Source organism: Planctomonas sp. JC2975, from assembly GCF_012985205.1.
Lineage (GTDB): Bacteria > Actinomycetota > Actinomycetes > Actinomycetales > Microbacteriaceae > Humibacter.
Window position 1 is genome coordinate 1,871,096 of record NZ_JABEKS010000001.1, and the last position, 25,669, is coordinate 1,896,764.

General features: G+C 68.0%; 16 protein-coding genes. 4 read left to right on the top strand and 12 right to left on the bottom strand.

From position 1 onward, the window contains the following. Positions 1-19: 19 nt before the first annotated feature. Complete coding sequence (locus tag HII28_RS08475) at positions 20-931, top strand: hypothetical protein (protein ID WP_170024999.1); 912 nt, start codon at positions 20-22, stop codon at positions 929-931. A 2-nt stretch (positions 932-933) separates the two neighbouring features. On the opposite strand, the gene HII28_RS08480 is transcribed toward HII28_RS08475, so the two are convergent. From HII28_RS08480 to rpoB, 9 genes are all read right to left on the bottom strand, one after another. Further along, positions 934-1,749 carry an ABC transporter permease gene (locus HII28_RS08480; RefSeq protein ID WP_170025000.1) on the bottom strand — a complete coding sequence of 272 codons (816 nt, stop codon included), beginning with the start codon at positions 1,747-1,749 and terminating at the stop codon, positions 934-936. Further along, a complete protein-coding gene (locus HII28_RS08485) occupies positions 1,746-2,834 on the bottom strand; it encodes an ATP-binding cassette domain-containing protein (RefSeq protein WP_170025001.1) in 1,089 nt (362 codons plus the stop codon). Before HII28_RS08485 ends, HII28_RS08480 begins: the two co-directional genes overlap by 4 nt. 75 nt (positions 2,835-2,909) lie before the next feature. Next, positions 2,910-3,863 (bottom strand): permease prefix domain 1-containing protein, encoded by a 954-nt coding sequence (locus HII28_RS08490; RefSeq protein WP_170025002.1) that lies wholly within the window; start codon positions 3,861-3,863, stop codon positions 2,910-2,912. Between the two features lies 1 nt (position 3,864). Next, entirely contained in the window at positions 3,865-4,254 is a 390-nt protein-coding gene (locus HII28_RS08495) for a PadR family transcriptional regulator (RefSeq protein WP_170025003.1), read from the bottom strand. Positions 4,255-4,536: 282 nt separating this feature from the next. Further along, the gene (locus tag HII28_RS08500; RefSeq protein ID WP_170025004.1) at positions 4,537-5,505 is read right to left on the bottom strand and encodes a hypothetical protein; all 969 of its coding nucleotides are present in this window, start codon (positions 5,503-5,505) and stop codon (positions 4,537-4,539) included. 262 nt (positions 5,506-5,767) lie between these two features. Next, positions 5,768-6,244: a DUF6121 family protein gene (locus HII28_RS08505; RefSeq protein ID WP_170025005.1), complete on the bottom strand. Its 477-nt coding sequence runs from the start codon at positions 6,242-6,244 to the stop codon at positions 5,768-5,770. A 69-nt stretch (positions 6,245-6,313) separates the two neighbouring features. Next, positions 6,314-7,657 (bottom strand): exosortase/archaeosortase family protein, encoded by a 1,344-nt coding sequence (locus tag HII28_RS08510; protein ID WP_170025006.1) that lies wholly within the window; start codon positions 7,655-7,657, stop codon positions 6,314-6,316. A gap of 390 nt (positions 7,658-8,047) precedes the next feature. Further along, positions 8,048-11,929: a DNA-directed RNA polymerase subunit beta' gene (gene rpoC, locus HII28_RS08515; RefSeq protein ID WP_170025007.1), complete on the bottom strand. Its 3,882-nt coding sequence runs from the start codon at positions 11,927-11,929 to the stop codon at positions 8,048-8,050. A 43-nt stretch (positions 11,930-11,972) separates the two neighbouring features. After that, complete coding sequence (gene rpoB, locus HII28_RS08520; protein ID WP_170025008.1) at positions 11,973-15,500, bottom strand: DNA-directed RNA polymerase subunit beta; 3,528 nt, start codon at positions 15,498-15,500, stop codon at positions 11,973-11,975. Positions 15,501-16,380: 880 nt separating this feature from the next. Between rpoB and HII28_RS08525 the strand changes: the two genes are divergently transcribed. Next, positions 16,381-17,226, top strand: a complete 846-nt coding sequence (locus HII28_RS08525) for a DUF559 domain-containing protein (RefSeq protein ID WP_170025009.1) — start codon at positions 16,381-16,383, stop codon at positions 17,224-17,226. A 475-nt stretch (positions 17,227-17,701) separates the two neighbouring features. Here HII28_RS08525 and HII28_RS08530 read toward each other — a convergent pair whose 3' ends face one another. The 3 genes from HII28_RS08530 to HII28_RS08540 form a co-directional block, all read right to left on the bottom strand. Continuing rightward, positions 17,702-18,490 (bottom strand): response regulator transcription factor, encoded by a 789-nt coding sequence (locus HII28_RS08530; protein ID WP_170025010.1) that lies wholly within the window; start codon positions 18,488-18,490, stop codon positions 17,702-17,704. Then, positions 18,471-19,970 (bottom strand): histidine kinase, encoded by a 1,500-nt coding sequence (locus HII28_RS20685; RefSeq protein WP_170025011.1) that lies wholly within the window; start codon positions 19,968-19,970, stop codon positions 18,471-18,473. Before HII28_RS20685 ends, HII28_RS08530 begins: the two co-directional genes overlap by 20 nt. A gap of 87 nt (positions 19,971-20,057) precedes the next feature. Further along, a complete protein-coding gene (locus HII28_RS08540) occupies positions 20,058-20,612 on the bottom strand; it encodes a hypothetical protein (RefSeq protein WP_240977274.1) in 555 nt (184 codons plus the stop codon). A gap of 528 nt (positions 20,613-21,140) precedes the next feature. Between HII28_RS08540 and HII28_RS08545 the strand changes: the two genes are divergently transcribed. Together HII28_RS08545 and HII28_RS20690 are read left to right on the top strand one after the other, a co-directional pair. Then, positions 21,141-22,949: an Hsp70 family protein gene (locus tag HII28_RS08545; protein WP_170025012.1), complete on the top strand. Its 1,809-nt coding sequence runs from the start codon at positions 21,141-21,143 to the stop codon at positions 22,947-22,949. Between the two features lie 51 nt (positions 22,950-23,000). After that, positions 23,001-25,550 carry a helix-turn-helix transcriptional regulator gene (locus HII28_RS20690; protein ID WP_170025013.1) on the top strand — a complete coding sequence of 850 codons (2,550 nt, stop codon included), beginning with the start codon at positions 23,001-23,003 and terminating at the stop codon, positions 25,548-25,550. Positions 25,551-25,669 lie beyond the last annotated feature (119 nt).

Sequence of the window (25,669 nt, forward strand, 5' to 3'; positions counted from 1 at the left end):
CCTCCTGCAGAATCGTCAGATGCCCGCCGCACTCAACAAGCCGAAGAGGAATGCTGTGACGACGAAGGGACGCAAGCAGCGGGCGCCCGATCCGCTCGTCGTGCGCGTCATCGGCTGGATCGCCTGGATCGCGTTCCTCGCTATCTGGGCGATCATCATCGTCGGACTCGTCGTGGAATGGCTCGGCGGCTACAGCCTGACCGAGCGCCACGTGCTGGGTGGAAGCGTCCTCATGTTCCTCGGACTCTGCCTCGGTGGCTGGGTCATCTGGGTGGTGCTCCAGAGCTTCATCGTCGACGGGGAGTGGCATCTGGGCGCAACACGCGCCATCCGGTCTCGCACGTATGTCGTGTTCGGCTTACTCGTGCTCGCCGGGGCGGGAATGCTGGTCTTCGCGGCCTGGGGCCTGTCATTGACCGGCGTGCCGGTCCCCGGCATCGAGATCGCGGGCGCCATCGCCTTCGTCGCCTTCATCGCGTTCGCGCTGCTCGCGTTGTTCGCTGCGGCCATCGCCGGAGCCGTGCTGATGGGCGGATGGCGCTCGGCGTGGGTCGGTGTCGCCCTGGTCGCCGGCTTGGTCGGTGGGTCGAGTGGTGGCGTGCTCGACATCCCCTGGCTGCTGTGGACGGGCATCGGACTTATGGCACTCGCCGGCCTCGGATACTTCATCACGGGCACCCGAGGCGGCTTCGTGCCGCCGTCCGTGCTCAGCGCATATTCCGGGTGGGGAGTCTTCGTCGTCGGAGCGGGATTGATCGTGCTGGCGCTGATCAACGGCTCGAGCACGATGGTGCTCTACGGCGCCATGACGATGGCCGCCTCGCTGGGGATCTGGCTGGGGCACCGCGGCGCGAGGCTCCGGGCCTCCCCGTCCGCCGTCGACGTGGCGCCCGCCTCGGCGAAGCCTGCCGGCGGGCGCCACACGGACTGAGATCACAGGCTCCGCTGGTAGCCGCGGAGCGCTCGGACCGACCACACGTAGGCCAGCACCGCGAGCAGCACCAGGCCGCCGACGTGCCAGAGGGCGGCGGTGTCCGTGGTGCCGGCGAGGGTGTTGCGCGCCAGGTCGACCGCCCACGTCATGGGGTTGTACTTCGACACGTTCTGCACCCAGTCGGGCATGAGGGATGCCGGCATCATCGTCGTCGAGAGGAAGGTCACCGGCAGCACCACGATCTGCGAGATGCCGATGAGCGCCACCTGGTTGCGGGCGGTCAGGGCAGCAGCCGTGGACAGCGAGCAGAAAATGGTCGCCAACAGGAGCGCAGCGAGCAGGGCGAGCGCCATGCCGCCGACGCCTCCCGGATACGTCGCCCCGCCGAGCCATCCGATGAGCAGCACGACGATGGACTGCGCGAGGCAGATGATCAGCTGCTGCACGAGCTGGCCGGTGATGATCGCCGTGCGGGCGACGGGCGCGGTGAGGAGCTGATCCATCACGCCGGACTTCATGTCGTCGATGTATCCCGTGCCGGCCCACGCGCCGCTGTACAGCACCGTCATCATGAGCACGCCCGGCACGAGGAATGTGACGTAGTCTGTGCCCGCGAAGCCCGGCAGTTTGCCGAGCGAGGAGAACACCTGGCCGAACAGCAGGATCCAGACGACGGGCTGCACCAGCGAGAACGCGGCGCCCCACACCTGGCGGCGCACGTTGATGAGCCAGCGTTCGGTGATCTGAGCGGTCTGGGTGAGCCATCCGGAGCGCACGGGGTGTGCCGGAACGGTCTGTGCGAGTGCGGTGGTCATGCTGCTTCTCCCTTCGAGGAGGCGTGCCGAGCGGTAGTCGCTGCGGAGCCGGATTCTGCGGACTCGGATGTCGAGGTGCCCGATTGGGAGGCATCCGTTCCGGAGTCGGCGCGGTCGAACGACCGGCCGGCGTAGTGCAGGTACACGTCGTCGAGGCTCGGCCTGGATGCCGACACGGCGCCGAACACGACGCCTGCCTCTTCGAGCGCTGCGATCGTCGGCGCCACGGCGGCCGATGCGTCGTCCGTGCGGGCCACGAGCTGTCCGCTCGTGCCCTCGGACTCGACGACCACGTCGCGCAGTCCGAACACGGATGCCGCGGCACGCCGCACGCGCTCCGCGTCCGGCTCGACGAGCGAGACGCGCAGCGTGTCGCCGTTCAGCGACGCCTTGAGCTGGTCAGGGCTGCCGCCCACGACCTTGGTTCCGTGGTCGATGATCATCACGTCGTCAGCGAGGCGGTCGGCCTCTTCCAGGTAGTGCGTCGTGAGGATGACCGTGATCGCGCGCTCCGCGGACAGCCTGCGGATCTCGCTCCACATCGCAGCACGCGCCTCGGGATCGAGGCCCGTCGTCGGCTCGTCGAGGAAGAGCACGCGAGGGGCGTGCACGAGTGCGGCAGCGACATCCAGCCGCCTCCGCATTCCGCCGGAGAACTTGCCGACCGGGCGGTCGGCGGTGTCGCCGAGTCCGAATTCGTTCAGCAGAGCGGATGCCCGTGCCCTGGCATCCCCAGCGGCCATGCCGCGCAGACGGCCTGCGAGCATCAGGTTCTCCGTTCCGGTGAGCAGCGGGTCGGTGCTCGCGCCCTGCGACACGTAGCCGATGTGCTGGCGCACCTCGGCGGGACGCCTCACCACCTCGAGCCCAAAGATGCGCGCGGATCCGCCGCTCGCTCGGCTCAGCGTGGTCAGGATCTTGGTCGTGGTCGACTTGCCGGCGCCGTTGGGTCCGAGCATCGCGAACACGATCCCGGCCGGCACCTGGAAGGTGAGGCCGCGCAGAGCACGCACCGGAGTGCGGTGGGGTCCGCGGTAGGTCTTGGTGAGGTCGGCGACCTCGACCGCGAGGCTGTTTTCAGGCATGACGAACATCCCTTTCGTGGAGGGTCATTGTTGTGGTGTGCAGTTCTCGGGCGATGCCCGCGATGACTCGAGCGGTCAGCGCCCCGAGTCGACGCGACGCGTGTCGTCGCCGCTGGTGTCGTCGCTGTGGCCGAACAGCATGCGTGCCAGCAGCAGCAGCATGGCCGCCAAGCCGCCGACAAAGGCGACGGGCGCCCACCACCAGCCGACGGTGAAGACGAGAACGGCGATGAGCACGAACGTGAGAATCCAGATGACCGCGGTGTAGATGCCGAACCGGGCAGCGACCTCCGGATGCTCGTCGAATCTGTTGGGCGGCATCGTGTCACGCGCCACCCTGGTCCAGGCCTTGTGCCGGTTAGTCTGCGTGGCGCCGAGGAACGCGAACAGGATGATCGACGCGATCACGCCAAGCGCCGCGAAGACGATGCACCAGATGGGCACGGCCTGCAGTGCGACGAGCCCGACCCAACCGAGTCCGTACAGGGCCAGGAAGCTGGCGAGCCCGTAGCCGCCGGCGCGATACGGCGGCATCGGGTGGTTCGTCGTCGTCTCCTGGGCGAGCGAGTCGCCCACGAGAAGCAGGAGACCGGTGGATGCGAGGCCGAGCAGGGCGATGACCGGCCCCGCCGACAGGGGCAGCACGCCCGTCGCGCCGAGAGTGCAGAGCGTCACGCCGACGACGATCATGACGGACCACACGACGGCGCGCACGACGAATCCGGGTTTCGGGCGCACCCGGTTCCGCGTTGCCAGCGCCGCGTAGCCGTACTGGGCCGGTCGCGCCGACGGCGTGACGGACGCGGCGCCCTGCGGCGCCCCATCCGCTTCCTCGAGCAGGTCGCGCACGTCGCCCAGCTCGGCGATGGCACGGCGTGCGGCTTCCCCGGATGCGATGCCGGACGCCTCCAGGTCATCGACCCTGGCGACCAGGTTCGCGCGCACCTCTTCTTTCAGGTCCTGCGCCTCCGGGGTCATCTCGACGCCGGCGAAGGCCTCGTCGAGCAGACGGTGGATGTCGGTGTTCATGTCAGCGTTCCTTCACGTCGAGGAGGGAGTCGATGATGCGGCGGGTCGCGATCCAGGCCGTCACGTTGGAGCCGTACACGGCGCGGCCGGCGTCGGTGATGCGGTAGTACTTGCGGCGGCCGCCCTGCGTCTCGTCTCCCCAGTACGGCTCGATGAGGCCGTCCTTGGTGAGTCGGCGGAAGGCCGCGTACAGGGTGGCCTCTTTGATCTCGTAGTCGCCGCCGGTGGCTTCCCTGATGGCTTTGTGGATCTCGTAGCCGTAGCTGTCGCCGCCGCGCAGCACGCCGAGCACGATCGTGTCGGTGTGGCCGCGCAGCAGGTCCGCCGCGAATGCGGACGACCCGGAATCCGGCGCCTCCGCGGCGCCGGTGGGTCCGGTGTTCGGTGTCATGTCAAGTACTGTATCAGATCAAGTACTGGGGCTGTCAAGTATGTTCCTCCCCCACCCACCCCGTTCCGCTGTCACAAACCGCGGGTGCGCCCGCGCGCGACCCACGATTCGCGACAGCGGAACATTTCTGCCCGACCGTCGCTCGAGTCCCGCGCGGGCCGCGAGCGGGCGACCCAGGGTTCCGCTGTCACAAATCGCGAACGCGCTGGCGCAGGACCCGCACTCTGCGACAGCGGAAGGTGCGAGACGGCGCGGCGCAAGGCGGGCGGCGGATGCGATGCCTCAGGCCGCGGCGGCGCGCGCTGCCCGCACGCGACGGACCAACTCGCTCGGGTGCCGGAAGACCAAGGCCTTCGTGACGCGGATGACACGCCATCCGTGCTCGGTGAGCCCTTCGATCCGATCCACATCGTGCGCCCATTGCACGGGATCCACCCGATGATGGTCACCTTCGTACTCGATCGCGATCCGCAGCGCCGGATATGCCAGGTCGACGCACGCGAGGAAGGTTCCGTACTCGTCGAAGACGTCGTGGTCCAGGATGGGCTCGGGCAGTCCGGCGTCCACGAGGATGAGGCGCGTCCATGTCTCGGGGCGTGACGACGAGCCCGTCCGGACGAGTGGCAAGGCTGCCCGCAGACCCTCGATCCCGATCCGCCTCCCGGCTCGAACACAGGCTTCGAGCTCCTCGAGCGTGGCGAGCGACCTATCGGACGGCCGCGGCGAGAGCCCAGGCATGCGCGGGATCCGGGCGATGGCATCCGCGAGCGCGACCACGTCATACGGATGACTGAGCATCGGGGCAACGGAGGCCCACGTTGACGCGGGGCTGGAGAGGTGCCATCCGAATTCCGGATGTCTACCGACGGCGGTCGTCGTGGCGCGAGCCTGGTGCCCTACGATCCCTCGGCTTCGTGGAGCGCGCTTCGGCGCGAGGACGCTGACGTGGAGCACCCCCGGATCGATCACGGCCCAGGGAAGGGGAAGGTCCCAGAGCACTGCAGCGGTGACATGGCTGAAGAACTCATGCCTGCCCATTCGCTCCGCGTAGGCGCGGGCGAGCGATGCGATATCCCGTTCGCGGGCCCGCAGCCGGACGGCCTCGACTCCGGATGATCCGAGGACGCGCACGCCATGGAACGGCGACGCAAGGTCACCGGCGCGGAGGCGGGATGGGGGCACCCCGGCATCCAGCGCACGCAAGGTCGTGAAGGTCGGCCCGAGGGCGGGCGGCAGAAGAGAGGGACGCATGTGTCGAACCCTGTCGGATCCGCCGTGCCGGGGTCGCCGGCTCTCCACAGCTCTGTGTCGAGCAAGCGCCCCGTCTCGTTCCGTTGTCACGAACCTCGGCCTTCCGCTGGCGTCGGCGTCGGCGTTCCGCTGTCACTGATTGCTGGTCGCATGAGGCGACACCCGCAATCTGTGACAGCGGAACGGGCGGTGGCCCAGACACGAGAGGTGTCACGGGACGAGGGGTGTCACCGGACGAGACAGCCGCCCGACACCGGCATCCCTAGTCCCGCTTCTCCCACGGCCACTGCGGACGCCCGCGCTCGTCGATCCTGGAGGACAGCACGATCATGTCCAGCAGCACGACGACCAGCGAGAGGATTCCCGCCGCGGCCGCGAACGGGCCGATGAGTTCCTCGAGAAGGAACGGGAGGAAGCGGTAGGGGTCCGTGATCGCCACGACGACCGCGCCGCCGAGTCCGTATCCGAGGTACGACCCGATCCCGAGCAGGAACGCGATGCCGACGGCGATGTCGTGCCCGTGCTGCGGAACGCGCAGAGCCCGCACCAGCAGCCCGATGAAGACGACGGCGGATGCGACGGCGCAGGCGACGGGACCGGCGAGGATGCCGGCATCCGGATCCGCGATCACGTCCCGCTCCAGCACGAGGCTGAGCACGCCGAGTGCGCCGATCAGCAGCGCCACGTACAGGACAGTGGCGAAGGCGGCGAGAGTGGATGCGTAACGACGGAAGTCCATGGCATGCTGCGACGCGTTACCCATCGGCCGCTGCCCGGATCTCGGGCCGCGACGTTCGCGAACGTCGGGTCAGGCCGGCGATCCGACCGTCGGACCGGCCGCGAGCCGTTCCTCGTGCTGGCGCCGCGCCTCCAGGTTAGCCTCGCGGACGCGACGCCCTCTGGTCGAGATCCAGCCGCCGAACCACATCGCCGCCTCGCGGGCGACGACGGCGGACGCGAACGTCAGCGGGTTGATCCACAGCGTTCCGATGAACTGGCCGGCGCCATCCGGCGTCAGCTTCCAGGCCTGAACCGTGATCAGGGCGCCGCCGATGTAGCCGAAGTACACGATGACCGCGACGAAGAACGATCCGAGGATGAACGCCCACCAGCGGCCGCGGTTCACGATGACGATCAGCAGCACGAACGCGAGGAAGAAGATGACGACGGGCGTCCAGAATCCCGCGGTCTGCAGGTAGCGCTCCCAGAGCGGCATCGCGAGGGTCGTGCCGCGCAGCGCGAACACTCCGAGCGAGACGGCGGCGAACACGACGGCATAGGCGATCGCGGCCACCACGGCGATGAGGATGCCCATCAACCGGTTGCCCTTCGCCTTGGGCGGCGTCGGCGATGCGACGTACATCGGTGCAGGCGCCGCAGCCCCTGCGCCGGCAGCCGCGGCGGCCCCTGTCGAGTAGTCGCCTGCCGTTGCGGCTCCGGCAGTGCCGGCAGCAGATTCGGCCGCGACGGCTCCGGTCGCTCCAGCCGCCCCGACGACCGCTGCCCCTGCAGGCACATGGCCGGATGGCTCCGGCGGCAGGATCTGGTCGTGGCCCGGCTCTGACTCCGTGCTGGCGTCCGAGGACGATGCCGGCGCTTCGACCGCGGGCTCCGGTTCCCCGACGTCGGTGGGGACCTCGTCGATCCGATGCGGTTCGTCTCCGAAGATCGCTTCGCCCTCACCGGCCACAGCTGGAACCGCCGTCGCAGCGACCGCGCCGTCCCTCTCGTCGGCGGACGCCGCTGATGTCGTGTCCTCCGCCGGTGCAGCCTCCTCGGAAGCGCCGGCGCTCTCCGATACGCGTTCGGCCTCGGGCGTCGCATCCGGTCCGGTCGCCGCGGCCTCCTCGGGTGCCGTCGCGTTGACGTGATCGCTCGCGCTCACCGGTTCATGGCCCGCGAGGCTCTCGTCGTCGAGGTCGCCCTCGTCGTCGTAGTCGTCGGGACGACCGAAGGAATCGGATGGCTCTGATCCGTCCTCGTGCGGCTCGTCGGCCGTTGCTTCCGGGGCGCCGACGGCGTCGGGCTGCGCGCCCGCAGTGTCCTCGGTGTCGGACGATGCGGCATCCGCTGTCCCGTTCTCACCGTGATCGACGTCGGATGACTGCGGGTCCTCGTTCCCCCTCGGGGAATTCGGCGTTTCGTTGCTCACGATGGTCCCTCCGGTCGGCGGTGCCCAGACAGCTCACGTCACGGTAACAGGGGACATGACGGCGCCGCACGAGGCTCTCCGCGGCCCGGGCCCTCCGGCACGGCGCCGCGTTCGAAGGATATCGGCCGCACCAAGAGTGTCCACGCGTCGCCGTCGGGTGCATCCCCTGGACGGCCTGCTACGAGCAACAGCCCTTGGCAGCCCGGCACGGCTTCCGACCGCAGACGCGCAGAAGCCCCGCGCCGGGTTGTGGCGCGGGGCTTCTGGCTGGGGAACCTCGTTATGTCGCGGCTTCGCCGCTCATCACTTCAATCAGTTGTATCGCCGCTGTCGCGGCTGCAACTTCCCGCGGTTCGGCGAAACGAGCAAGCTCGTTCGCTCTCACCTTGGTCAGTTGTAGGTCCCGGGGGTGTAGTCGTCCGAGCTGAAGCTGTCGAAGTCGACGAAGCTCAGATCGTTCTCGTTGAACACGGTGTCGTCGGTGAAGATGCGGTTCGGGTAACGCTCCGCCTTCGCCTCCTCCGTGGCCTCGACCGACACGTTGCGGTAGCGGGTCAGACCCGTACCGGCCGGGATCAGCTTTCCGATGATCACGTTCTCCTTGAGACCGATCAGGGAGTCGCGCTTGCCCTCCATGGCGGCCTGCGTGAGGACACGCGTGGTCTCCTGGAACGACGCTGCCGACAGCCACGACTCCGTCGCGAGGGAGGCCTTGGTGATACCCATGACCTCCTGGCGGGCGGATGCCGTCCGCTTGCCTTCCGCAAGCGCGGCGCGGTTGATCTCGTTGTACCGCGAACGGTCGACGAACTCACCCGGCAGCAGCTCGGTCTCGCCGTGGTCGACGACGGTGACCTTGCGCAGCATCTGACGAACGATGACCTCAATGTGCTTGTCGTGGATCGGCACACCCTGCGAGCGGTACACGCCCTGCACGCCGCCGACGAGGTGCTCCTGCACCGCACGGATGCCGCGCACGCGTAGCACCTCCTTCGGGTCCACCGTTCCGACGATGAACTGCTGGCCGAGTTCCACGCGGTCGCCGTCCTCCACGAGCAGCGTGGAGCGCTTGAGCACCTGGTAGCGGTGCTCCTCCTCGCCGTCGTCGGGGGTCAGCACGACGTAGCGCGCCTTGTCCGTGTCCTCGATGCGCACGCGGCCTGCGGCCTCGGCGATCGGGGACGCCCCCTTGGGGGTACGGGCCTCGAACAGCTCCTGCACGCGGGGAAGACCCTGCGTGATGTCATCCGCAGATGCCGAACCACCGGTGTGGAACGTACGCATCGTCAGCTGGGTGCCCGGCTCGCCGATGGACTGCGCGGCGATGATGCCGACGGCCTCACCGATGTCCACGAGCTTGCCCGTGGCGAGCGAACGGCCGTAGCACTGCGCGCAGACGCCGACGGCGGACTCGCACGTGAGCACGGAGCGCACGCGAATCGTCTCGATGCCTGCATCGATCAGCTTGTCGATGAGCACGTCGCCGACGTCCTCACCGGCTTCGGCCACCACGGTGCCCTGCTCGTCGACGGCGTCAGCCGCGAGGGTACGGGCGAACACGGAGTTCTCCACGTTCTCGTCGCGGATCAGCACGCCCTCGGCGTTGCGGTCGCCGATCGACAGGTCGAGACCCTTCGTCGTGCCGCAGTCGGCCTCGCGGATGATGACATCCTGCGAGACGTCCACGAGACGACGGGTCAGGTAACCCGAGTCGGCGGTACGCAGAGCGGTGTCGGCCAGACCCTTGCGGGCACCGTGCGTCGCGATGAAGTACTCGGCCACCGAGAGACCCTCGGAGTAGCTCGAGATGATCGGACGCGGGATGATCTCACCCTTCGGGTTGTTCACCAGACCACGCATACCTGCGATGTTGCGCACCTGCAGCCAGTTACCACGAGCACCGGAGGACACCATGCGGTTGATGGTGTTGTGCTCCGGGAAGTTCTCGCGCATGGCCTTGGCGACCTCGTCGGTGGCATCCGTCCAGATCTTGATGAGCTCCTGACGGCGCTCAGCCTCGGTGGTCAGACCCTTCTCGTACTCGCTCTGGACCTTCGCGGCCTTCTTCTCGTAGGAGGCGATGATGTCCTTCTTCGAGGGCGGGGTCACGATGTCGCTGAGGGCGACGGTCACACCGGAACGGGCGGCCCAGTAGAAGCCGGCGTCCTTGATGCGGTCGAGCGTTGCAGCGACCTCCACCTTCGGGTAGCGCTCCGCCAGGTCGTTCACGATCGAGGAGAGCTTGCCCTTGTCGGCGACGTCCTCCACGAAGGGGTAGTCCTCCGGAAGGGTCTCGTTGAAGATGGCGCGACCGAGCGTGGTCTCGCGCAGAGCGGTGCCGCCCTGCTCGAAGCCCTCTGGAGCGTCTTCCTCAGCGAGGTAGAGGCCGGTGAGGCGGATGCGCACCTTGGCGTTGAGGTCGAGCGAACCCTGGTCCTTGGCGAGGATCGCCTCGGAGACCGACGAGAACGCACGGCCCTCACCCGTCGCACCCTCCTTGACCGTGGTCAGGTGGTGCAGACCGATGATCATGTCCTGTGCGGGCAGGGTCACCGGGCGGCCGTCGGACGGCTTCAGGATGTTGTTCGAAGCGAGCATCAGGATGCGCGCCTCGGCCTGGGCCTCCACCGACAGCGGAAGGTGAACGGCCATCTGGTCGCCGTCGAAGTCCGCGTTGAACGCAGCACACACGAGCGGGTGCAGCTGGATGGCCTTGCCCTCCACGAGCTGCGGCTCGAACGCCTGGATGCCCAGACGGTGCAGCGTCGGCGCACGGTTCAGCAGAACGGGACGCTCGCGGATGATGTCCTCGAGCACGTCCCACACCTGCGGGTTCGCGCGCTCCACCATGCGCTTGGCGGCCTTGATGTTCTGCGCGTGCTGCAGGTCGATCAGGCGCTTGATGACGAACGGCTTGAACAGCTCGAGTGCCATGTCCTTCGGCAGACCGCACTGGTGCAGCTTGAGCTGCGGGCCGACGATGATGACCGAACGGCCCGAGTAGTCCACGCGCTTGCCGAGCAGGTTCTGGCGGAAGCGACCCTGCTTTCCCTTGAGCATGTCGCTCAGGGACTTCAGGGCGCGGTTGCCGGTACCCGTGACGGGGCGACCGCGGCGGCCGTTGTCAAACAGCGCGTCGACGGCCTCCTGCAGCATGCGCTTCTCGTTGTTCACGATGATCTCGGGGGCACCGAGGTCGAGCAGACGACGAAGGCGGTTGTTGCGGTTGATCACGCGGCGGTACAGGTCGTTCAGGTCGCTCGTTGCGAAGCGGCCACCGTCGAGCTGCACCATCGGGCGCAGCTCCGGCGGGATGACCGGAACCACGTCGAGCACCATGGCGGCCGGCGAGTTGCCGGTCTGCAGGAACGAGTTCACGACCCGCAGGCGCTTGATCGCACGGATCTTCTTCTGGCCCTTGCCGTTGGCGATCTGCTCGTGGAGCAGCTCAGCCTCGGCGGTCAGGTCGAACGCCTCGAGGCGACGCTTGATCGCCTCGGCGCCCATGTGGGCCGTGAAGTAGAGGCCGTACCGGTCGACGAGCTCGTTGAAGTCGGCATCCTCGGGCTTGAGGTCACCGACCTTCAGCGTGCGGAAGGACTCCCAGACGCGCTCGAGACGAGCGATGTCCTCGTCGAAGCCCTTGCGGATCTGCGACATCTCCTTCTCGGCACCGTCACGCGTACGGCGCTTCTGGTCCGCCTTCGCGCCCTCCTCCTCCAGAGCAGCGAGGTCGCCCTCGAGCTTGGCGAGGCGGTCGGCGACGCGGGAGTCGCGCTGGTCGCTCAGAGCCTTGATCTCCAGGCGCAGCTCGTTCTCCAAGCCGGGCAGGTCGTCGTGGCGACCCGCGTCGTCAACATCGATCACCATGTAGGCGGCGAAGTAGATGACCTTCTCGAGGTCCTTCGGCGCCATGTCGAGCAGGTAACCGAGACGCGACGGCACACCCTTGAAGTACCAGATGTGCGTCACGGGAGCCGCGAGCTCGATGTGACCCATGCGCTCACGGCGCACGGAGGACTTGGTGACCTCCACGCCGCAGCGCTCGCACACGATGCCCTTGAAGCGCACGCGCTTGTACTTGCCGCAGGCACACTCCCAGTCACGGGACGGGCCGAAGATCTGCTCACCGAACAGACCGTCCTTCTCCGGCTTCAGGGTGCGGTAGTTGATGGTCTCCGGCTTCTTGACCTCACCGTGCGACCAGCGACGGATGTCGTCTGCCGTGGCCAGGCCGATACGCAGCTCGTCAAAAGTTGTTACGTCGAGCAATTTCTCTCCTCGTAAGAAAGTTCGTCAGTAGGACTGGCTGGCTTCAGATCTCGTCGATCGACGAAGACTCGAAGTGGCTGGACAGGTTGATGCCGAGCTCCTCGGCGGCACGGTAAGCCTCGTCATCCGTGTCGCGCAGGCTCACAGCCTGGCCGTCAGCGCCGAGCACCTCGACGTTCAGGCAGAGGGACTGCATCTCCTTGATGAGAACCTTGAAGGACTCCGGGATGCCCGGCTCCTGGATGTTCTCGCCCTTGACGATGGCCTCGTACACCTTCACGCGGCCCAGGATGTCGTCGGACTTGATGGTGAGCAGCTCCTGCAGCGCGTAGGCAGCGCCGTACGCCTCGAGGGCCCACACCTCCATCTCACCGAATCGCTGTCCACCGAACTGCGCCTTACCACCGAGCGGCTGCTGGGTGATCATCGAGTACGGACCGGTCGAACGCGCGTGGATCTTGTCGTCGACCAGGTGGTGCAGCTTGAGGATGTACATGTAGCCGACCGAGATGGGCTCCGGGAACGGCTCGCCGGAGCGGCCGTCGAAGAGCTGCGTCTTGCCGGAGCGGTCGATCAGACGATCCCCGTCGCGGGTCGGCAGCGTCGAGTCGAGCAGACCGGCGATCTCCTCTTCCAGCGCACCGTCGAACACCGGCGTCGCCACCTTGGTGTCAGGGGCTGCCTCCCGTGCGACATCCGGCAGGCGCTTCGCCCACGCCGGGTTGCCGTCGACCTTCCAGCCCTGCTTGGCCGCCCACCCGAGGTGGATCTCCAGCACCTGGCCGAAGTTCATGCGACCGGGAACACCGAGCGGGTTCAGGATGACGTCGACCGGCGTGCCGTCCGCGAGGAACGGCATGTCTTCCACGGGCAGGATGCGCGAGATGACGCCCTTGTTGCCGTGACGGCCGGCCAGCTTGTCACCGGCGGTGATCTTGCGCTTCTGCGCGATGAACACCACGACGCGCTGGTTCACACCGGAGCCGAGCTCGTCGTCGCCGTCGACGGCGTCGAACACCTTGACGCCGATGACCGTGCCCTGCTCGCCGTGCGGAACCTTCAGCGAGGTGTCGCGAACCTCACGGCTCTTCTCGTTGAAGATGGCGCGCAGCAGGCGCTCCTCGGCCGACAGCTCGGTCTCGCCCTTCGGCGTGACCTTGCCGACCAGGATGTCGCCGGGGCGAACCTCTGCACCGATGCGGATGATGCCGCGCTCGTCGAGGTCGGCCAGCAGGTCCTGGCTGACGTTCGGCAGGTCGCGAGTGATCTCCTCCTTGCCGAGCTTGGTGTCACGGGCGTCGACCTCGTACTCCTCGATGTGGATCGAGGAGAGGGTGTCGTCCTTCACCAGGTTCTGGCTGAGGATGATCGCGTCCTCGTAGTTGTAGCCCTCCCACGGCATGAACGCCACGAGCAGGTTCTTGCCCAGCGCGAGCTCGCCGTTCTCGGTGGCCGGGCCATCCGCGATGACCTCGCCAGCCTCGATCCGCTCGCCGGCGTTGACGATCACACGGTGGTTGTAGCTCGTGCCCTGGTTGGAGCGGTCGAACTTGCGCAGGTAGTAGGTCTGCGTTCCGCCCTCGTCGAGCTGGATGGTGACGGCGTCTGCCGACACCTCGGCGACCACACCGGACTTCTCGGCCGTGAGCACGTCACCGGCGTCGATGGCCGCGTAGCCCTCCATGCCGGTACCGACGTTCGGGGACTCGCTGCGCACCAGCGGAACGGCCTGGCGCTGCATGTTCGCACCCATGAGGGCGCGGTTCGCGTCGTCGTGCTCGAGGAACGGGATGAGCGAGGTACCCACCGACACCATCTGGCGCGGGGAGACGTCCATGTACCCGATCTGGTCGGCGGGAACGAGGTCGACCTCGCCGCCCTTCTGGCGGGCGAGAACGCGGTCCTCGGAGAAGTGACCGTCGGCCTTGAGCGGCGCGTTGGCCTGGGCGACGATGAAGTCGTCCTCCTCGGATGCCGTCAGGTAATCGATGTTGTCGGTCACCTTGCCGTTCACCACGCGACGGTACGGCGTCTCGATGAAGCCGAACGAGTTGATGCGCGCGAAGGATGCGAGCGAACCGATCAGACCGATGTTCGGGCCTTCAGGCGTCTCGATCGGGCACATGCGGCCGTAGTGCGAAGGGTGCACGTCGCGCACCTCGACGCCTGCGCGGTCGCGGGAGAGACCGCCGGGGCCGAGCGCGGACAGACGACGCTTGTGGGTCAGACCCGCGAGCGGGTTGTTCTGGTCCATGAACTGCGACAGCTGGCTCGTTCCGAAGAACTCCTTGATCGCGGCCACGACGGGGCGCACGTTGATCAGGGTCTGCGGCGTGATCGCCTCGATGTCCTGCGTCGTCATGCGCTCGCGGACCACGCGCTCCATGCGGCTGAGGCCGGTACGCACCTGGTTCTGGATGAGCTCGCCGACGGCACGGATGCGACGGTTGCCGAAGTGGTCGATGTCGTCGACATCCAGGCGGATGTCGGCGGCCTTGCCACCGCGGGTGCCGTCGATCGCGTACGTGTTCTCGCCGAGCTGCTTCACATCGGGAGCAGTCGGGTCGTGAAGGGCGACCAGGTACTTGATCGCCTTGATGATGTCGGCGTTGGTGAGCACCGAGTCCGAGAGCGGAGCGTCGAGACCGAGCTTGCGGTTGATCTTGTAGCGACCCACCTTGGCGAGGTCGTAGCGCTTCGGGTTGAAGTAGAAGTTGTCGAGGAGTGCGCGAGCTGCCTCCGCGGCGACCTGCTCGCCCGGACGGAGCTTGCGGTAGATGTCCTTGAGGGCCTCTTCCTTCGTCAGGATGGTGTCCTTCTCGAGCGTCAGCTCGATGGACGTGAAGCCCTTGAACTCCTCGAGGATCTCCTCGGTGGTCAGGCCGAGCGCCTTGAGGAAGACGGTCACGGACTGCTTGCGCTTGCGGTCGATACGCACGCCGACCTGGTCGCGCTTGTCGATCTCGAACTCGAGCCATGCACCACGGCTCGGGATGACGCGCGCCGAGTAGATGTCCTTGTCGGACGTCTTCTCCGGGGTGCGCTCGAAGTACACGCCCGGGCTGCGCACGAGCTGCGACACCACGACACGCTCGGTGCCGTTGATGATGAACGTGCCCTTCTCCGTCATCAGCGGGAAGTCGCCCATGAACACCGTCTGGGTCTTGATCTCACCCGTGATGTGGTTCATGAACTCCGCTTCGACGTAAAGCGGTGCGGAGTAGGTCTTGCCCTTCTCCTTGCACTCGTCGATGGAGTACTTCTTCTCCTCCAGGAAGGGGTTCGTGAACGAGAGCTGCATCGTCTCGCTCAGGTCCTCGATCGGGGAGATCTCTTCGAAGATCTCCTCCAGACCGCTGTGAGACGGCAGATCCTGACGACCCTGTGCCTCGGCCTCGGCGACGCGGGTCTTCCACGCGTCATTGCCGACCAGCCAGTCGAAACTCTCCGTCTGCAGTGCGAGGAGATCAGGAACTGTGAGGGTGTCTGTGATCTTGGCGAACGAAAGACGAGAGTGGTTTCGTCCGTTCTTGGGAGTGGGAGTGGAAGATGCGTTGCGCGCAGCAGCCAAGGAAATAACCTCCATGGGGTCCCAGGGCAGGGACCACGGGTGACTGTCGGTCAGGTTGTGATGTGGACGAGGACTCCCGCTACAGTGGTGCCTTGCCGTTGTGCTCTATCTGACCGGTCCCCGGCCCCACTCGTCACAGCTCGCTTGCCGTGGCTCGTAGAACGCCGAAGTACCCAGCCCATGCACACACCGGGAGACACGCAGAGCCGACCGCAATATGAAGGCATGAGTGTGGGAGCGCAAAGTACGAGTATATGCGCAAATCCGCTGTCGTGTCTACTAGATTCTTGACCTCAGCCACATCTAGGGGTATAAGCGCAGATTCCGTGTCGTTTATTCCGCCGATCCCCCGCTGGTCTCCGGTCGTCAGACCGCACGCCGAGGGCGGGGCGGCCTCTGTCCGACGGACGATGCCGTGCTGTTCGGTCGGCCCCGCATCCACCCGCAAGTCGGCCCGCCGGGCCGCCTGTCGAAGCTTCTGTCCGACGGACGATGCCGTTCTGTTCGGTCGGCCCCGCATCCACCCGCAAGTCGGCCCACCGACCCATCGTCGTACGCACGGACGTCGTTAGTCGGGCTACATGGACGCCGTCCGTCGGACGACAAGCCCGTCGGTGGGACGACAGGGCCGTCGGTCAGACGGACACGGACCAGCGGTGGGACACCTCCACCTCCGCCCCACCCCACCGGCCGTTTTCAGGGCATGCGGCGACAAGGCCACATAGTCACGACATGTCGACACATGTCCTGAAAAGGGTCGATGGTGCGGCGACGCCCTGCCGGATCCGACCCGTCCTCCCCAGCTGCTGCGCAGGACCTCATTTCCCAGGGTCGTGCTTTCGCGCGCGTTGGCGGTCCGGGCCACGGCCAACATCCGGATATGCCGCTGAACGAACCACTGCTCGGAATCCACTCCACCACCGACCTTCGGAATGCCGGGCTGACGAAGTCGAAGATCGCCTCCGCGGTCGCCGCCGGTGAGCTCGCGCACCTGCGTCGGGGCTGGTACGCAGAGCGGTCCGCAGGCGAGGATGCACGAGCAGCGGTGCGGATCGGCGGAGTCCTCACTGCGAGTTCGGCGTCACGGCACCACGGGTTGTGGACGCCGGATGACGACAGGCTGCACGTGCTGGTGGCGCACAACGCCGCACGGCTGCGGCTTCCAGAACCGAGCGGTACGCCGGCTGTGTGCCTGCACTGGGCGCCCGGAGCCTTGCAGGTGACGGCAGTGGCTGGTCCGTTGCAGCTCCTTCGGGATTCACTGCACTGCCAGGGTCTCGAGACGACCGTGGTCGTTGCGGACTCCGCCCTCGATCGGCGTCTGGTGACTCTGGCATCCCTTCGCTCGACTCTGCCAAGCGTGGCCCGCTGGTGCGACTCCACGAGCCAGTCCGGAACCGAGTCGCTCTGCAGGCTCCGGCTTAGGCGCAGACGAATCCCCGTCCGCACACAGGTGCGCATAGAAGGAGTCGGATTCGTCGACCTGCTCGTCGGTGAGCGACTCGTCATCGAGTGCGACAGCCGCACGTTCCACGACGGCTATCAGTCCGCAAGGGACTACGACCGGGACTTGGCGTTGTGCCGGCAGGGCTACCTCCTGATCCGTCTGCAGTACCGGCACGTCATCTTCGAGTGGGACAAGGTCGAGGCGCTGATCCTCGGAATCGTCAGGGCGCGCCGGCACATGTGGCGAAGCGGGTCGGCAGGATCCGTGATCGCCCTATGAGCATTGGGCGCCGTCTGGCACAGCGCGCCCACCCCGACGGGTCGGGCCGATCCGACTGGCCGGGCCGATCCGACCGACAGGCCGGTCCCCGGTCCGGCCGTCTGGACGTGCTGCGCGGCCGGGCCGACCCAACCGCCTCGACGTACTGCGCCGCCGGACGGAACCGTCCGTCTGGAGGCGCCGCGCAGCTGGGCGGAACCGTCCGTTTTCAGGACATGCAGCGAGATGTCCCGAGGACGGCGACATGTCGTCGCATGTCCTGAAAACGGACGGCGTGCCACGCGGGGTGACGTGAGGTGCCGTGGGGTGAAGCGAAGTGCGGTGGGCGAGGTGCGGTGCGGCTAGATGGGGTGAGGTGCGATGCGGTGGGTGAGGTGAGGTGGCGGGCAGGATACGAGGACGCGACGTGCGGCCGGGCCGCGAGGTCGTCAGCGACGCCGCCTCCGCCCCGAGGACCACAGGTCTCTGGTTGGCGCTACGAGCGGGCCAACGCGATCGCCTGGGCCCTGTCGCGCACCTGCAGCTTGGCGAAGACCGCGTTGATATGCGTCTTCACGGTTGCCACGCTCACGTAGAGGGACGTCGCGATCTCGGCGTTGCTGCGTCCGTCGGCCACGAGGGCCAGCACCTCGGCCTCCCTGGCGGTGAGCTGCGGATGCCTGACCCGCAGCTCAGCGGGCGATGGCGGCACGAAGCCGGCGTCGATCGCGGGTTGTGCAGCATCCGCACTTGCACCCGCTCCGGCACCTGCACCTGCACCTGCAGCCGCGCTGCTCGAGCCAGCGTCACCCCGCCCTTCGTCCGCACCGATCAGCCCGCCGATCAGCCGTGCGCCCACGTCGCGCGCGAAGGTCGTCTGGCCGCGAGCGACCGAACGGACGGCGGCGGCCACCTCGGCGCGCGAGGCATCCTTCGTGAGGTATCCCCTGGCGCCGGCGCGCAGTGCACCCATCACGGACGCGTCGTCGGCGTAGGTGGTGAGCACGAGCACGGCGGTGTCGGGATGCTCCGCCACGATGCGAGCCGTCGCAGCGGCTCCGTCGAGCACGGGCATCCGCAGGTCCATCAGCACCACGTCCGGCGCGGTCTCGGCGACCATCCGGCACGCCTCTTCGCCGTTCGCAGCCTCGCCGACGACCTCGATGTCCGGCAGCAGGTCGAGCACCGTGACCAGTCCGTCTCGGACGATCGCCTGGTCGTCCGCGACCAGAACCCGGATCGTCTCGGCTACTCGTGCGACGCCCTCACTGCCGCTGTCGGTCATGCGCCTCCCCCTCGGCTTCCGTTGCGGCCCTGGCGCTGCCCCGATCCCCAGGCTCTGCCTCGGCCGTGTGCTCCGCCTCTGTTCCCGACCTCGCGCGCTGCCCCATCCCCTGGCTCGGCTCGATCTCGGCCTCGGTCTCCGCCTCTGTTCTTGACCCTGCGCGGTACCGATCACCGGGCTCGAGCGCGACCTCGGACCCCGACGCGGTGACCGACCTGGACGGCGCGCCGGATTCGGTCGCACCACCTGGCTCGATCTCCGCACCGAGGGACGCCGTCGCCCGCACCACGAACGCGTCGCCCTCTCGTGTCGCCTCGACTCGCCCGCCGGGAAGCTCGTCGAAACGCTCAGTCATGCCGGCGAGTCCACGGCGGCCGCCGGAGACGGCCAAGACACCGGCCGGGGCCATCGCGGGCACGACGTTGGACACCGTCAGCCCGACGCTCGTCGCCGTCCAGTCGATGCGCACCGTGACCTGCTCGCCCGGCGCGTGCTTGCGCGCATTGCTGAGTGACTCCTGCAGGGCGCGGCGCAGCGCCGTGGCGAGAGCGTCCGGCACCTCGCGCGGAGTTCCGCGCTGCTCGAAGTCGATGCGGCCGCCCATGCTCTCGTGGGCGTCGACGAGGTCGATCAGCGAGGCGGCGAGGTCGGTGGAGGAGACGGAGGGCGCGGCATCCGGGGCTGCACGCAGAGCCTCGACGGCCCGTCGCGCCTCAGCGAGACCGGAAGCCGCCATCGCCCGGGCGTCGCCCAGACGCGCGAGCGCAGCATCCGTCTCGCCCGCCTCGAGCTGCGCCTCGACCGCGTCGAGCTGGATCACGAGACCGCCCAGGCTGTGCGCTAGCACGTCGTGCATGTCCCTCGCCAGCGACTGCCGCGCCGCCAGAGCGGATGCCTTCGCCTGCTCCTCGCGCATCGTCGCCGTGCGCTCGGCCAGTTCCGCCGCAGCGGTTTGGCGGGCCCTCGACTGTCGCCTGTTGATCCCACCGAGCAGCGCGATGAGCACGGCGAACTCGATGGACAGCACGCCCTCGATGGTGACTCCCGACTCGCCGTTGATCGCCGCGACGATAGGAGTGGTCGCCACCAGCACTGCCGCGACGGCCGCGAAGGCGTAGCCGAGCCAGGCGGCTTCGATCGCGGGCGTGCTGACCCCGAGGATCCCGACGATCACCGGAATGATCAGCAGGCCGTTGGTCGGCCACGCCGCGATGGCTCCGCACACGGTCGTGACGAAGAGCGCCACCCGGATCGCACCCCACCAACGCACGGGGAGCAGCAGGGCGACCAGCCACGCGAGCACCGCGACGCCGCCGACCGGGATGGTCCAGAAGGGGATCACGCCGATGATCCGCTGCTGAACCAGGTAGATCGTCACCACGGCGAGACCGGTGGCGTTGAGCGCGATCCCGAAGCCCGTGCGTCGCATCGGATGCTCCGTCGTGCGCGGATCTGCGGCATCCGTCGTCACGCCAGTCACCCCCGTTCGCGTCGATCTCGTGCGCGCTCCATCCTCCCTCATGGCCGCGGACATGAGGGAGGATGGAGACTCGGCAGCCTCGGCCGATCAGACCTGGGCGGGAGCGGAGATACGGCTCGCTCGGGACAGGATGACCGCCACCCGAGCCAGGCGGTTCGCGGCGACCATGAGCAGGATCACGCCGGTCGACGCCGCGAGCGTCGATCCAGCCATGCCGGCGAGCACGTCCACGCCGACACGCACGGCGATCAGCACCACCCACAGCGCCATGCCCATCCACCCGGTGCGCGTCTCGAGGGTGACGACCGAGGTGCTCGGTCGACGATCGTTCGCGTGAGCCTGGCGGTAGAGGCTGACGCCATCGGCCGTCAGAGGCCGGATCGTCGCCATCATGCCCATCAGGGCTCCGAGCCCGAGCGAGATGACCAGCTCGACGAGGAGCACCGCGATGTCGACGCCGGTGATGGCCTGGGGCTTGGTCGTGCCGCCGAGCGTCGCGAGGCCGACGATGCCGAGGATGACGGGCATCCGCCACATGCGCCCCGCGTCGATGGCGCGCCACGTGAGCTGGCGGTATCCGACGAACACGAGCACCGCGATGATGATGACCACGTTGGTGACGAGTTGGATGGAGAGGGACACGATGCTCCTTGTTCTGCATTGGTTCGGTGTCTCCACTCTTTCGCTCAGGGCCCGTTGGGCCCACCACCCACGGGTGGAGATCGAGCGGATGGAGGGTGGAGGTTCAACGGAAAGCGGTGTCCGCACGATGGTCTTCCGTTGTCCCCTGTTTTGGGGGTTTCTCGGCAATCACCCCCAAGGAGGGGCCAATAGTCCGTCGTGACGTGAGCGGATCGATCCCGCGACACACCGGGCTGTCTGCACCGGGACTCCGCTGCTTCCGTGCTATGGCGCGGATGCCGAACAATTCGGTTCCGCACGCCCGTTCACCGGGCGCTGCGGCATCGCCCGCAACCCCGTGCGATCAAAAGATGACATTTGCTCAAACGCGCACGGCGGACCGTCGCGGGCTGCGCCATCCGCTTGTAACGTGGTCGCCGTCGCAGCGTCGTCCGGATTCCGGAGCACGGTGACGTGCCACCCCCATCTGAGCGCGCACGTCGAAACCGCACTCGCTCAGGCACACCAAGAACACTCGGGGGAGGTCTGGTGGTGGCAGCGTCCTACTATCTCGCAGTCGATGTCGGCACGAGTCGCACAGCAGCGGCGACGTCGAGGCTGGCTGCAGACGGAAGCCTCGTCACCGCGTCCGTCCCCTTGGGACGGAACTCCGACAACGTTCCGACATCGATGTTCGTGACGAACAGCGACTTGCTCTTCGGCGACGCGGCGGAACGCAGGGGCATCACGGAACCGCAGCGGCTCGTGCGCGAGTTCAAGCGTCGCGTGGGAGACGGCGTGCCGCTGATCGCTGGCGACCGACGCTTCCGGCCGGAAGAGGTGTTCGCGCTGATGGTCGGCTGGGTTGTCGACTCGGTCAGCGCACGGGAGGCACGGCTGCCGAGCGCCATAGCTGTCACTGTTCCCGCGGCGTGGGGGGAGTATCGCAGGCAGCTCATCCATGACGCCCTCGCCCACCAGGGTTGGGCGAGCGTGACCCTGGTCTCGGAGCCGGAGGCCGCTGCCCGCCACTACGTCACCACCACCGAGCTGCCTGCAGGCCGCGCACTCGTCGTCTACGACCTGGGCGGCGGCACGTTCGACGCGATCGTGCTCCGTCGCGAGCCGAACGGCGACATCCGCGTGGTCGGCATTCCCACCGGACTCGAGGACGTCGGAGGCGCAGACTTCGACGACGCCGTGCTGCGACATGCCATCGCGGTCGGCGGCGTCTCGGGCGACGAACTCTCCGACATCGGAGACGATCGGATCGCGCTGGCCGCCTTCCGCAGGGAGTGCGTCGATGCGAAAGAGGCCCTGTCGTTCGACTCGGAGGCCGTCGTTCCGCTGCTCGTAGGCAGCGGCCGTGGCACCGTTCGCATCACGCGCGCCGAGTTCGAGCAGATGATCGAAGAGCAGATCTCTCGTACGGCCGACGTTTTGGCCGACGGCATCTCCGCCAGCGGCGTGGCTCTCAAGGACGTCGACGCCATCCTCCTCACCGGCGGCTCGTCTCGCATACCGCGGGTCTCGCAGCTGCTGTCCGAGCGGTTCAATCGACGAATCGCGATCGACGCCGATCCGAAAGCCATCATCGCGCTCGGCGCCGTCCGCATCCTCTCGGACCGGGCAGGACTCGTCGTCGCAGCACCCGTGTCCGCCGAGGCCGACGTCGAAGAGGAGGAGGAGACCGCTGCAGTGCCCCCGGCCGCGGGCCCGACTGCCCCGGTCGCCGCCACCCCGCCGCGAGCCGGCATTTTCGGCAGGAAACGTCGAGCGCAGACCATGGCGTTCGCCGCAGCAGGAACTGTGGCGCTGGCGCTGGGCCTCGCGATCCCGGCCGCAACGAACCGGGACCGAGGAGCGGTTTCGTTGACGTCGTCGGTGCTCGAGAAGGCGCTCGGAATCGGTTCAGCGCACGCGGACCCGTTGCCCTCACCGCCGCAGCCGACTGCGGCGCCCGCGCCCCCGCCTCTCACCACCGCCAGCGGCAGCGGCAGCCCGGACTCGGCCTTCAGAACCCCGACGGCATCGCGCTCGACCTCCAAGGGATCGTCGAGCACCAAGGCCGTCGGCCCGACACCGTCGTCGAGCAAATCGGCCACGGCGGCCGATGCCATGGCATCGAGCCAGGCCGGCACCTCTGGCAGCGATCCGACCCCGACCGCCGACCCGACCCCGACCGACCCGCCGACCACTGATCCGGCGCCGACCGACCCGCCCACCAGCGACCCGACACCAACCGACCCGCCGACCACCGACCCGACACCGACGGACCCGCCGACCACCGACCCGACGGACCCGCCGAGCAGCGACCCGGCACCGACCGACTCGTCCGTCCCCGATGCAGGCAGCTGAGTCCGCGAACGGCAGCGGCAACCGAAGGTAATGGTGACTTCTCTCGCATCAGTGACCGGAACGACGTCAACGGCCACCGTTGCGCGTCCGCGAGCGGTCGCGCGTGCGAAGGCCACGCGACCGACCGCGCCTGCACACGCCGGCGCCGCGCCAGGGCTCTGGCCGCGACTGGCACGCCTGCACATCGACAACCTGCTGGCGAGCACCACGGCTCCCCGGTCCTTGGTGGTCGGGCCGGCCGGTTCCGGCAAGACCAGTGCACTGCACTACCTGCATGACGAACTCCGCAAGGCCGGACGCGCCACGGACTTCGCCCACGATGCCGACGGAATCAGGGCGATGCCGCCCGCAGCCATCCTTCTCGTCGACGACGCGCACCTCCTCGACCAGGATGCGCTGCTCGCCCTCGCAGACCGCGTCGCCGACCCGACATCGGCCACGCTCGTGGCATGCCGGCCATGGCCGACCCCCGAAGGCCTGGCCGGCATCCTGTCGACGCTGGACACCCCAGGACTGGCCATCGTGCTCGGACAGGTGAGCACAGGCGAGGTCGCCGAGTATGCGGGCGAAGGCGCGATCGCCGGCGAATGCATCGACGACCTGGTCGAACTCTGCGCAGGGATGACGTGGCTGTTGTCGGAGGCGCTCTCCCTCCACGACCAGAGCGGATGCTCGACCGGACCTGCGCACGACGCCGTCGTCGCCGCGCTGAACGAGGTCGTCGCGCAGCGGTTGCACCAGCTGGATCCCGACGTGCGGCTGGCGGTGGAGACCGAGTCGCTCACCCCGAGCCTGTCGAGCCACTCCGCGAGTCAACGCACCGACCTGGTGGTGGCGGCCCATGCGCAGGGACTGCTGCTGCGCAACGGCCAGGTGGCACCCGGGATCCGCTCGGCGGTGCGGGCCGCAACCCCGATCGCCAGGATCGTCTCGCTCGCCGACGCCGGGCTCATCGAGCCATCAGCAGAGCTCCTGCACGGGGTTCGCGACCACGACGTCGCGCGCACGATGCTGCACCTCGGCGATGCCGCCCTCGAGAGCTCGCCAGAACGTGCCGCCGAACTGTACGACCACGCGGCGAACAGCGGTGCCGATCCCGTGGTCGTCGCGGTGCGACGAGCGCGTGCGCTCTGGGCATCCGGCCTGTACGACGAGGCCGCGGCCGCTGTTGATGGACTCGACCTCGATGCTGACGACCCGGATGCCGCCTTCACGACGAACCTGGTCGCTGCGGTCTGGGCGGCACGAGCCATGCCGGAGACGGCCGACAGGGTCTACCGATCGTCGAACGTCGACTCTCCTGTCGTTCGTGCGGGCGCCGTGGTCGCCTCGCTGGCGGTGGGGGATCCCAGGGAAGCAGAGGCGCCGCCGATCGAGGCCGCGTCATCCATCCCCTCGACCGCCGTCGTGGCGATGGAGTCGCTCAGTCGCGGTTTGCGCGCCACTCTCGGTGCGTCTGTGCAGATCGCCTTGAGCGAGCTCATGCGGGCCAGCGACGCCTACACGATGTCCGGAGATGCGCTTCCGGTGCCCGAGCTGCCAGCTGTGCTCGCGGCTGTCACCGCACTCCACCTCGGCGAGCTCGAGGTGGCGGCGGAGATCCTGGACGACGCCACGCGCGACGGGCAGGGCGGACCGGGCGGGCGTGGCCGCCTCGCACTCTGGACCGGCTGGGTGGCTTTGCAGCGGCAACGGCCGCATGACGTCGAGGCCGCTCTTGCGACGGCGTGCACTGCTGGCGTCAGGCTCAGCCCGCGCGATCAGCTCCTGGAGCACGCTCTGCGCATCGGGCTGGCACGCCGCTACTCCGACACCGCGGCGATCACGATCGCGTGGCGGAGGGCCCGGGAGACGATGCTCCGTTCGGAGTTCGATCTCTACGGCATCCTTCCGCTCTCCGAGTTCGTGGTGACCGCGGCGCGACTCGACGACCTGCCACGGATGCGACGCCACTTCGATCAGGCCCTCGGCCGTATCGAGAGGCTCGGCAACCCGAGCATGTGGGGTGCGCATCTGCACTGGGCAGGCATTCAGCAGGGCATCCTGCTGAACCAGCCAGAGATGCTGCGCCCGCATGCCCAGGCATTGGTGGCGGCGGGATCGGAAAGCGTGATCGCCGCCGCGATGTCGCACGCAGGCAGAGTCTGGACCTCGGTTCTGGCCGGAAAAGTGGACGCCGCCGCCGTGGAAGCCGCGGCCTCCGAGCTCGCGGACGTCGGACTCGCCTGGGACGGCGCACGTCTCGCGGGATACGGCGCGGGCCTGACCGAGGACCGCCGTGTGGTCTCCCGGCTCCTCGCGTGTGCACGCCGTCTGCACTCCAATGAGACGATCCCGTCGGGTGGCGACAGGAGCGAGACGCTCGTCACGCCGATCGCTCCAGTCGAGACGACTCTCAGCGTCAGAGAGCGCGAGGTCGCCGCCATGGTGCTGGACGGCAAGACCTATGCCGAAATCGGCGCAGCGATCTTCATCTCGCCACGTACCGCCGAGCACCACATCGCCCGCATCCGCAGGCGGCTCGGAGCGACGTCGCGCTCCGACCTGCTCACCAAGCTCCGTCTCGCACTCGAGAGCCCTGGGGAGGATGCCCATGCGTGACCAACGCGGTCTCCCACCAGGGCAGACCCCTAATCACCCCGCATCGGATGACCCGATTCCCCTAGTGAATGCGCAAGGGGAACGGGTTCTCCCCCGACGCGAAACCCGTGCGAACCGGC

Coding starts and splice junctions, on each gene's coding strand:
- HII28_RS08485 (WP_170025001.1), bottom strand. CDS start 2,834: ATGCCTGAAAACAGCCTCGCGGTCGAGGTCGCCGACCTCACCAAGACC.
- HII28_RS08530 (WP_170025010.1), bottom strand. CDS start 18,490: ATGACCGACAGCGGCAGTGAGGGCGTCGCACGAGTAGCCGAGACGATC.
- HII28_RS08480 (WP_170025000.1), bottom strand. CDS start 1,749: ATGACCACCGCACTCGCACAGACCGTTCCGGCACACCCCGTGCGCTCC.
- HII28_RS08475 (WP_170024999.1), top strand. CDS start 20: ATGCCCGCCGCACTCAACAAGCCGAAGAGGAATGCTGTGACGACGAAG.
- HII28_RS08495 (WP_170025003.1), bottom strand. CDS start 4,254: ATGACACCGAACACCGGACCCACCGGCGCCGCGGAGGCGCCGGATTCC.
- HII28_RS08500 (WP_170025004.1), bottom strand. CDS start 5,505: ATGCGTCCCTCTCTTCTGCCGCCCGCCCTCGGGCCGACCTTCACGACC.
- HII28_RS08505 (WP_170025005.1), bottom strand. CDS start 6,244: ATGGACTTCCGTCGTTACGCATCCACTCTCGCCGCCTTCGCCACTGTC.
- HII28_RS08490 (WP_170025002.1), bottom strand. CDS start 3,863: ATGAACACCGACATCCACCGTCTGCTCGACGAGGCCTTCGCCGGCGTC.
- HII28_RS08525 (WP_170025009.1), top strand. CDS start 16,381: ATGCCGCTGAACGAACCACTGCTCGGAATCCACTCCACCACCGACCTT.